This window comes from Streptomyces chengmaiensis, assembly GCF_029846775.1.
Lineage (GTDB): Bacteria > Actinomycetota > Actinomycetes > Streptomycetales > Streptomycetaceae > Streptomyces > Streptomyces chengmaiensis.
In genome coordinates this window covers 9,158-18,357 of the sequence record NZ_JARWBG010000105.1, presented here as the reverse complement: position 1 = coordinate 18,357, position 9,200 = coordinate 9,158, and the positions used below count along the sequence as shown (strand labels likewise).

Here is a 9,200-nt window from a genome sequence, read left to right as displayed (position 1 = left end):
CCGCCCGCGGGGAGGTCTTCACTTTCATCGAGACCTTCTACAACCGCCGTCGCCTGCGCAAGCACAAGACTTTCGGCTATCTCACCCCGGCCGAGACCAGGCAGCGGCATCAGCACGCCCTCGCGGCATAACGATCACGTGTCCGAGATCACGGGGAAACTTCACGCCCTATGCCGGGCCGACCGAGCGGCGCCGCCTGTTCGAGCGCGAGCTGACATGAGTCCGGTGCGGCGATGGCCGCTGCACCCGCAGCCAGGCCCCCTGGAGTCACTGTCATCGTGGCTGAACAGGCTCGCCGATCTGTACGAGATGCCGGTGAAAGAGCTACTCACCCGCAACCTCGGCTTGGTCGACCTGGCCGTGCCAGCCGACCTGGACTACGACCCGCCGATGGCGATGCTGACCGCGCTGGCCGAACGCACCGGAGTCGAGTTCGCCCGGCTGCGGGCGATGACACTGGCCGGCTGGGAACCGTGGCTGTTCGACAAACTCACCGTACCGATCCAGGACACTCAGCCGATGTTCGACGCGTACGTGAGGGACAACTCCGTACTCCTCGCCCCCGGCGAGGCCGGTCGCAACCAGGTCAACCGCTGGAAGCGCTGGCCGGGGCCGTGGCTCGGAGCCTGGCCGCTGCACCGGGCTTGTCCGCTGTGCGCCGCCGACCCCGGGCGCGGGCGAGCCCTGGTATGGCGGCTGCCGCTGATGACCGGATGCGTCGAGCACGGGTGCCGCCTGGAGGACGCCACCAAGGTCGCGTTATCGGTCGCCGTCGGTCGCGACGGGCCGTGCCCGGTGCCGCTGGAGGACCCGCTGGCCACCGTGGACCGCTACATCTACGAAGGACTCACCACCGGACGGGTCAGCCTGCCGGGCCGCAGCGTGCACGCCGGGGTGTGGTTCCGGCTGCTGCGCTCCCTGCTGGACGAGGTCAGCCTCTCCCTGAGCGGCCGGACCAGCCACGGCCGGGCCACGCTGGAACAGGTCTGGCAGGCCGCCAGCCGTGAAGAGCGTGCCGGACTGACCACCTGGCGGCCCTACGAACACCTCAAGCCCGACCTCCAAGAGACGATGCTGCATGCCGCCGGCACCGCCCTGCGCCTGGTCGCCGATGGGACCATCATCGCTTTCGGCCGCCTCGCTTCCACACTTCGGCCGGAACACCGCCACATCTACGACGGCGACCGACCAGCCCCTCACCGCAACTCCTGGCAGGAGGCCATGGACCAGATCGAGGCGGCGCTTGCCCTGGCGCGTACCGACCGCGACGCCGCCCGGCAGCTCCTGGTCCTGCTCACCCTCGGCTGCCGCACCCTCGACCGGTTCGAAGAGCAGCGCGCCTTCCTGTTCGGCGTCGGCGTCCCCGTCGACTTCCTTCCCAGCGCCGGTGAACTCGGGCGCGTCGATCTTGCCTGACTCCGCGTTCCACATCCTTGGAAGTGGAACACGGCGCCCGACACCCCGTCAGGATGTCGGCGTCCTGCGGCGATCTCCCTGCCAGTCGTTCCGTAAGTCGTTCCACAAGGAACGTTCCGGAAGACCCGTACGGAGACAACTTTCGGTACGGTACGGCCATGGCAACCGACCAGCGGCACCCCGCCCAGGGACTTGAACTCGCGTACGCCCGGGTCTCCACCACCAAACAGAGTCTGGAACGCCAACTCGACGCCCTCGGAGCAGCGGGCATCCCGGACGAACGGATCTACGTCGACAAGAAGAGCGGCGCCACCGTCGAGCGCCCCGGCCTGACCGATCTGCTCGCCTACGCCCGGCCCGGCGACACGATCGTGCTCCACACCCTCGACAGACTCGGAAGGAACCTGCGCGAAGTCCTCAACCTCGTCCACGACCTCAACGAGAAGAACATCGGCGTACGCTCCCTCGCCGACCCACTGCCGATCAACACCGCAGACGAGGGCATGGGCCGCATCGCCTTTCTGCTACTGGCCCTGTTCGCCGAGATGGAACGCACCTTCACCGCCGAACGCGCCGCCCACGCCCGCGCGGTGGCCGAAGCCGCCGGCCGCCGCATCGGCCGACCCGTTGCCCACTCCGCCGACAAGATCGAGTACGCCAGGCTGCTGAAGCAGCAGGGCAGCAGCCTCGGCCAGATCGCAGCCAAGACCAGCATCCCCAAGACCTCGCTCCACCGCTACCTCGCGGACCAACCCGAACACGACTAATATTGCTCTTAGTAGATAGTGGTCTAACAGCTCAGGTGCCATACGCCGGGCTTGTTCAAGACGTATTTCTGCAAACACTTTGCAATTCCTCGGTCCCGCACCTAGACAGCTTGCGGCTGTAATCGGGGCGAGGGCCGGACTTCTGGTGGCCCGTGAGCGGCCGAGTCGATAGTCCAAGGTGGACCTCATGCCCGGGCAATCTCGTAGCCAGCAAATCGGATGGACTGGAGAACTGTGGTTCCAGGCCCAGCTTCCTCCCGGTTGGATACCCCAGCGTCCCACGATGGACGTAGGCGTAGATTTCGTGGTGGTAATTTGCGAAGCGGGACCTTTGAATGGACGCGAGTTCAGGGTCCAGGTCAAGGCTTCAGAGAACCCCAAACAAACGAGCAAGGGCATAGTCATTTCGGGCGTCAAGCGCTCAACGATTGACTATTGGTTCCTCAGTATCCTACCAACGATGATCGTCGCCTACGATCACGGCCAGAACCAAGGTTACTACCGATGGCACAGCGATCTCTACGACGAGCTTTCCTGGCTTGAGTCGGATAGGAACACGAGAACCGTCTCCTTGGCTATCCCGAATCAGAACAAGCTCGCGCCTGAGGCTTGGGAAGGAATCCGCCAAGCTCTCCTCTGGCATGACCGCAACCTCCGCTCCACCCTCCAAAGCGCGCGGAACGCTAGGTCGATTCTGCCGATGATAGGAGAACTCGCTGCGGCAATCCATCAGCTGAACGGCATAGCTACACCGCGAGACAGAGAGCATCGGCCGATCCCGGAGCCACACCTGACGGAGAAGCAGCAAGGGTTGCTGGCGATCCTTGAAATGATTCAGCATCAGAACGTGATCAAGGCTGTTTCCCGGCTTACGAACGAACTCGTTCCCGGGTCGGCGGGAGCCGATCGCCTTCACTCATGGATCAGCGCATACCGTGATACCGCCTCGCAGGCATTCCCGAAGGTCGATCAGATTCCTGACGGCGACGCTTTTCCGCCAGACTACGAATTCGTTTTTGCTCCGGATCGGGTGAGCGTTGTGCGGCCGGTCCTTATACAGGCCACACTTGAGCTAATCATGCTCCTTACAGGCCATGGAGCTGGAAGGCGAGCTACCGAGAGTTTCTCATCCTAGGCGTCCGCGATCTCGATGGACTCGCTACTTCTCCACCCTCTCACGTTTCTCATCCTCGATTCTCTTCTTTTCGGTCGCGATAGTCTGCCGCATGTTCGCGATCGATCTATTCGCCTTCCTGATCAGCAAAACAACGGCTGCGCCAATTGCAAGAATAGAAGCATAAACCAGAGAAAGCCCTGTCCGCACTGCATTGGACCAGATCCAGTTTTGCACTACGCGCACAAAGAGCGGAGTCAGGAGGGAAACAAGCGGAATTGTGGCAAGTAGGGCCAGACACAGAAGTTTTCTGCAGCTTGCATACTCTTCGATCCTTCGATTGAGCTTCGCCTCAACCCTCTGCCGTTCCTCTGAAAGCTGCGTATACCGACTCACAGCATAGGAGAAATACGCGAAGAAGAACACGAGCAGTACGCTAATAACCTGCAAGGTGTCAGCAATTTGTTCATCCAGCGCTCTCCGCATCGCGCTCCTCCTTTACACTTGCGCGCTTCTCATCCGAGATGCCGAGAAGATCAAGGAGGTGTTCATGGGTTTCAACGGAGAAGCGCCACTGGGAAGCCAGTTCAGTTCGACGAGGAGACGGCTTGCCTGCAAGCCGCGCGGCGTCAGTAACCCAGTCGCTAACGAGTCGTGACGCGATGGTGATATCACGGTAATCACGATCAGGTGAATATCTCCATCGGAGCAGGGCCACTTCAACCGCAGCCAGCAATTTCCCTTCGAGCTCCATCGAGAACCGGGCAAAGGTTGCCCGTAGAAGTGATTTGGCGGATGATGCCGAAATCTTGAATAGAGTTGCAATCCATGGTTCCGCGTCTTCCACGGACATTCCATTGCAGAGAAGATTGTAGACCCTGTGGTGCCGGTATTCCGTCACGGTCGACGGCACCAATTTGCCCGTTGCCTGATCAAGTAATTCTCGCGCGCCTGCCTTTGTAATGGTCCCAGCAAGCCGGTCAACTTGTTCATCCACCTTATCGGGACCCAGTTCACCGTGCGCATGAAGTGCCTGCTTCAATAGCTCCCGATCGGAGTCATCGAACGCTACGTCGATCCGCATGCTCCACTGATACATGCAGGACGATTGGACCTCTGTGCAGGCGCGCCCAATCAGATCAGCTTGCCGCTGCTCCATCCAGTCCAATCGAAGGCAGGACCCGGCCAGGGCGCCGACTACTCGCCGCGCCTGCTCCTCTGCTCAGAGCGGTGCCGGCCCCGTCAACAACAACCAGCACCGCCTGAGCTGGACCGCACGGCGAAAAACGACTATCTGCCCGAAGTCGCTGCCGTCGGCCATCGCGAACAACTCGTCAGAGCACTTCCCGCGACTCGCCACCGGCTCCACGCAGAGATGATCTCGGCGATCAGATACACGGCGGCGTGCAAGGGACTACGTACACCCGTGCAGCCGACTTCGGAAGCTGACAGCGAGAGTGGCCGACCAGGGCGGACAGCGTCTCATTTAGGGTGTCCGGTGATCTGTACGGTCAGCGGGGGCTATCCGTACACTCCTCGGCTGTGACCGGACTCCTCACAGGCTACGCCCGCTGCTCGACCGACGATCAGGACCTCACTGCGCAGCGGGAGATCCTGATCGGCCTCGGCGTCCCCGACGATCGGATCTACCTCGATCGCGGACTGACCGGCACCCACCGCAACCGGCCCGGCCTCGACCAGGCCCTCGCCTCCGTCCGCGCCGGCGACACCCTCGTCGTGCCCAAACTCGACCGCCTCGCCCGTTCGGTACCCGACGCCCGCGACATCGGCGACTCCCTGGTCGCCCGCGAGGTTCGCCTCTCTCTCGGCGGCGCGATCTACGACCCGGCCGACCCCATGGGCAAGATGTTCTTCAACATTCTGGCGACCTTCGCCGAGTTCGAGGTGGACCTCCTGCGGATGCGCACCCGCGAGGGGATGGCGGTGGCGAGGGCGAAAGGGAAGCTCAAGGGCAAGCAGCCCAAACTGACGGCCCGACAGCAGGCCCACCTCGTCAAGGAACACGCCACCGGCGACCACACCATCGCCGACCTCGCCGAGCTCTTCTCCGTCTCCCGCGCGACGGTGTACCGAGTGCTCGAACGCGCCCGCGTCGACTCCTGAGACCCACCGCAGACTGCTCTTACCAGGGGGAACATCCCCCTTTGGGGCTCATGACACGTTCGTTAATGGCACCCGGAGCAGGACGCGTTTGCGAAGAAGATCGAGACTGGCACGGCCGAACATCTGGCGCTTCAGCATCTTCAGCCTTCTGTGGAATCAGAATTGTCAAGGTTGCGATGCTCTGCCCTGCTGGACGTCGATGATCGGTAGCAGGATCGCGTCCGCTGGGACGTCGAGTTGGCGGCGTGTCGGCCCTGCCGGGGTGGGGGTATCGGCTAGCCGGTCCAGGAGGCGGNTTCTGTGGAATCAGAATTGTCAAGGTTGCGATGCTCTGCCCTGCTGGACGTCGATGATCGGTAGCAGGATCGCGTCCGCTGGGACGTCGAGTTGGCGGCGTGTCGGCCCTGCCGGGGTGGGGGTATCGGCTAGCCGGTCCAGGAGGCGGTCGAGGGCCGCCTGCCCATCATCGACGGCTGCCTGCTCGTCCTCGGTCAGCGGGATTGATGCTCGCATCTTCAGCAAGTTGCCTTTAGCTTCGAGGAGTTGGGCCTTGCTGGAGTCCTTGGGGGTGTAGAAGTCGCAGCGTGCGCAGGCCATCCGGTGTGAGCACTGCTCGAAGAAGGTGTAGGTGCAGTAGCCGTGGCCGAGGTCGTAGTGCTGCCAGGGTTCGCCCGCCGCGGCGGCGCCGGAGGTGACAGCGTCGCGGTCGACGAGGACCTCGATGGTGCGGACGTTGCGGGAGAAGTATCCGGCATCGTCGTAGGCCCGGGTCAGCGTCGTGGGACTGATCTTCGCGTAGAATTGCGTGGACTGCGGTGAACGATGTCCGAGCCAAGCCTGCAGCTCGAACAGGGTCATCGGTTCCTTGGCGTTGTAGAGCTGGCTGGCGATCGTGGAGCGGGCCCGGTGGCTGGTGATGTTCCCGCGGACATCGGCGGCGGGGACGCCGGCCTTGCGACAGAGCATCGGGATCACGGTGTTGTTGATATAGACCGAGGAGACCTTCCGGGCCCGGAAGGCGAACAAGGGGTCCACGAGTTCGCCGGTGCGGCGGTCGGCGAACTTCGGCTGCGTGGGTCGGACGGCCTGCCAGGCATCGAGTGCCTGGCCCAGGATCGGATCGACCGGCTTGGTGAAGGCGGTGCCGGTCTTGTGGGTCGGCACGTCCAAGAGGCAGACCGCGTCACGGGCGAGGATCTGCTGCGAGTCGCCCGCGATCACCGAGCCGTCGTGCTCCCAGCGGATGCAGCCGATCCGCAGCCGGGCTATCTCATCGCTCCTCTGCCCGGAGAACAGCCAGGTCAGCGTAACTGCGCGGACGAGTTCGAGCGGGTAGAAGTTCCCGGCCTGGGTCTGCGGGAGGTCGTCGTCAGTGAGGTTCAGCCCGGCCCACATCAGCTTCGCCCAGATGTCGTCCGCGATCACACGGGGGTCCGGACCGAGCAAGGCTGCGATGCTGCGCGGGGTGCCAAGCGCCCGCTGCGGATCGAAGCGTCGAGGTATCCACTCCCACTCCTGACAGTCCCGGAAGAACGTCCGCACCGCGCTGAGCTGGGCCGCCTTCGTAGGTGCTTCGAGCGGCTTGCCGATACGGTCCTTCAGACCGGCCGTGCGTTGGACGTAGTCACCAACCTTCATTCTGTCGAGCGCGGCGACCCAGGTCGCGCAAGTCCGCCTCGACCACTTCGCCGGGTCCGCGGCCTCGGGGTGCTCGGCCTCCAGCCACCGTCCGACCTTGAGCAAGGTGGAACGGACGGTGCCGCGGACTCGGGGCGTGAGCGTGGAGGTGTCGTACCAACGCTCCACCCATGCCGCCCAGACCGGGGAGCCCCCACTCGCCCGCGCCGAGTGACGGCCCGTCATCCGCTGCGGCGGCTCGCAGATGCCGAGCTCGGCGACGGCCCGCTGCATGGCATGCAGCGTGTTGCCCCGCGCCGCGGGCAGCAGGCGCTCGGCGCGGATCTGCTCGAACAGGCTGGTGGTCAAATCCTCCAGGTGCGGGCTGCGGTTGAGGAGCAGGACCTGACAGACCACCATTGGCAGCAGCTGGTCGTCCTCGCGGCCGAGCTGGTAGCCCCAGCTGGCGAGCACCGTGCGGATCCGGTGGATCTCGCCATCCACGCGGTCGCGGCCGAAGACGCGCCAGGCCAGCGCGAGACGGCCGAAGCTGCCCAGCTTGTAGAAGTCGGCGAAGCCGCCGAGCAGGAAGGCATGCGCGGCCAGTTGGGGACGCACCACCTCTTCCGCCCAGGCGGGAACGCTCGCTCGGAAACTCTGCAGATCCTGCCCGAGCAGATGGGCCCATTCCTCGCCGCTCCAAGCCCAGTACGAGCGGCCGGTCTCCGCGCACCGCAGCAGCACCACCGCGGCGGCATCCAGCCGCCCTCGGCGTCGGTGCGACGTGGTCGGCTCGTGCAGCGCGGCGGCGACGTCGTCCAAGGGGCGCAGAAGGCGCCGGACCACGCGCCATCCCGGGGCGTCAGGATCGTGACGGGCCATCCGGCGCAGGTTGACCAGGCCCAACTCCGCGATGGCCTGCTTCTCCGCGGGCTGCACGGAGGCCGCGGTGTCGTAGCGACCCGGGTCGATGGGCCATGTCCAGCGGTCGGACGAGTCCCCGAGCGTCAAAGGCGAGACGAGCGCGGTCATCGGCCGGCCTCCTCAGCATCGTTCGTCCTGGTGAGGGTCTGGATGCGCCGGGCGTGGATGTGCTCCATGCCGCGGGCCAGCTTCTCGGCCAGGTCCCTGCCGGACAGGTGGATGTACTGGAGCGTGGAGTCGGTGTGCCGGTGTCCGGCAAACGCGGCGATCGCATGCACCTCCCAGCCCATCCGCGCCAGATCCGTCAGACACAGATGTCGCGTGGTGTGCGTGGAGAACCGCTCGACTCCGGAAGCCAGTGCGATCCGGCGCACCACCTTCGACCAGGTCCACAGGCTCAGCGGCTGGGCGTGATTGCGCCGCGACTCCGACAGGAACAGCGGCCCCCGGGCCCGGCTGATCGTGGCCCGATGAGCGAGGTAGTCCGACAGCAGCACCCCGGTCGACGCCGAGTACGGCACCACCCGCTCCAGCCGGTTCTTCGTCGTTTCCGCCCGTATCCGCAACGTGCGGTGGGCCGGATCGACGTCGTCGGTCCGCAGCGAGCACAACTCCTCGCGCCGCAGGGCGGCGTCGTAGGCCAGGGCGAGCATGACGCGGTTGCGTACCGGCTCGCGCTTGGCGACCTCCAGAACGCTCAGCCACTGCTGTTCTCCGGGAATCCACGGCAACTTCGTCAGCCGCGGCACCAGGCCGCGCTGCTGGCCACCGTTGCGTCGGCCGGGGGTGTACCGACCCCGGCCGACGGGGTTGGATTCCCGCAGCCCCTCTTCCATGAGGAAGTCGTAGAACAGGCGCACCGGCACCAGCCGCTGCTGGATCGTCGCGTTCGCCAGCCCCGCACCCGAGTCGATCGAGATCACATTCGGACCCCGGCGATGCGGCCGTGAAGTCAACTCCCGTACGTAGACGGCGACATGAGCACGGCTCGCAGCGACCGGGTCGACGCCCTCCTGTTCGCACATCAACAGGTACTCGGCCAGTCCCCGGCCGTAGGCGTCGATCGTGCGAGGTGCACGTCCGAGATCCATCCAGATTGTCAGCCACGTCGCCGCCTGCGCGTGCCGGCCGAGCACCGGCCACTTCTCCGTGAGTACCGTCGTGCCGCTCAAGCCATCTCCCAAGTCCGTGGTCACCGGGGAGACATGATCACCCCGGCAGATTCCACGTAACTTTTA

General features: G+C 64.8%; 8 protein-coding genes. 4 read left to right on the top strand and 4 right to left on the bottom strand.

Going from position 1 to position 9,200, the window contains the following annotated elements; translation table 11 throughout:
* The first annotated feature begins 225 nt into the window (after positions 1-225).
* The 3 genes from QCN29_RS36155 to QCN29_RS36145 all read left to right on the top strand — a co-directional run bounded on the left by QCN29_RS36155 (position 226) and on the right by QCN29_RS36145 (position 3,318).
* On the top strand, positions 226-1,416 hold the full coding sequence (locus tag QCN29_RS36155; RefSeq protein WP_279933502.1) for a TniQ family protein: 1,191 nt from the start codon (positions 226-228) through the stop codon (positions 1,414-1,416).
* 158 nt (positions 1,417-1,574) lie between these two features.
* A complete protein-coding gene (locus tag QCN29_RS36150) occupies positions 1,575-2,183 on the top strand; it encodes a recombinase family protein (protein ID WP_279933501.1) in 609 nt (202 codons plus the stop codon).
* Between the two features lie 187 nt (positions 2,184-2,370).
* Complete coding sequence (locus tag QCN29_RS36145) at positions 2,371-3,318, top strand: DUF4365 domain-containing protein (protein WP_279933500.1); 948 nt, start codon at positions 2,371-2,373, stop codon at positions 3,316-3,318.
* A 24-nt stretch (positions 3,319-3,342) separates the two neighbouring features.
* On the opposite strand, the gene QCN29_RS36140 is transcribed toward QCN29_RS36145, so the two are convergent.
* Positions 3,343-3,783: a hypothetical protein gene (locus tag QCN29_RS36140; RefSeq protein ID WP_279933499.1), complete on the bottom strand. Its 441-nt coding sequence runs from the start codon at positions 3,781-3,783 to the stop codon at positions 3,343-3,345.
* Positions 3,764-4,381 (bottom strand): hypothetical protein, encoded by a 618-nt coding sequence (locus QCN29_RS36135; RefSeq protein WP_279933498.1) that lies wholly within the window; start codon positions 4,379-4,381, stop codon positions 3,764-3,766. Before QCN29_RS36135 ends, QCN29_RS36140 begins: the two co-directional genes overlap by 20 nt.
* A gap of 458 nt (positions 4,382-4,839) precedes the next feature.
* Between QCN29_RS36135 and QCN29_RS36130 the strand changes: the two genes are divergently transcribed.
* Positions 4,840-5,421, top strand: coding sequence for a recombinase family protein (locus tag QCN29_RS36130; protein ID WP_279933497.1), 582 nt, complete (start codon positions 4,840-4,842; stop codon positions 5,419-5,421).
* A gap of 315 nt (positions 5,422-5,736) precedes the next feature.
* Here the strand turns inward: QCN29_RS36130 and QCN29_RS36125 are convergent, their stop codons facing one another.
* Both QCN29_RS36125 and QCN29_RS36120 read right to left on the bottom strand, forming a co-directional pair.
* Positions 5,737-8,070 carry a tyrosine-type recombinase/integrase gene (locus tag QCN29_RS36125; protein WP_279933496.1) on the bottom strand — a complete coding sequence of 778 codons (2,334 nt, stop codon included), beginning with the start codon at positions 8,068-8,070 and terminating at the stop codon, positions 5,737-5,739.
* Positions 8,067-9,134 (bottom strand): tyrosine-type recombinase/integrase, encoded by a 1,068-nt coding sequence (locus QCN29_RS36120; RefSeq protein ID WP_279933495.1) that lies wholly within the window; start codon positions 9,132-9,134, stop codon positions 8,067-8,069. Before QCN29_RS36120 ends, QCN29_RS36125 begins: the two co-directional genes overlap by 4 nt.
* Between the last annotated feature and the right edge of the window lie 66 nt (positions 9,135-9,200).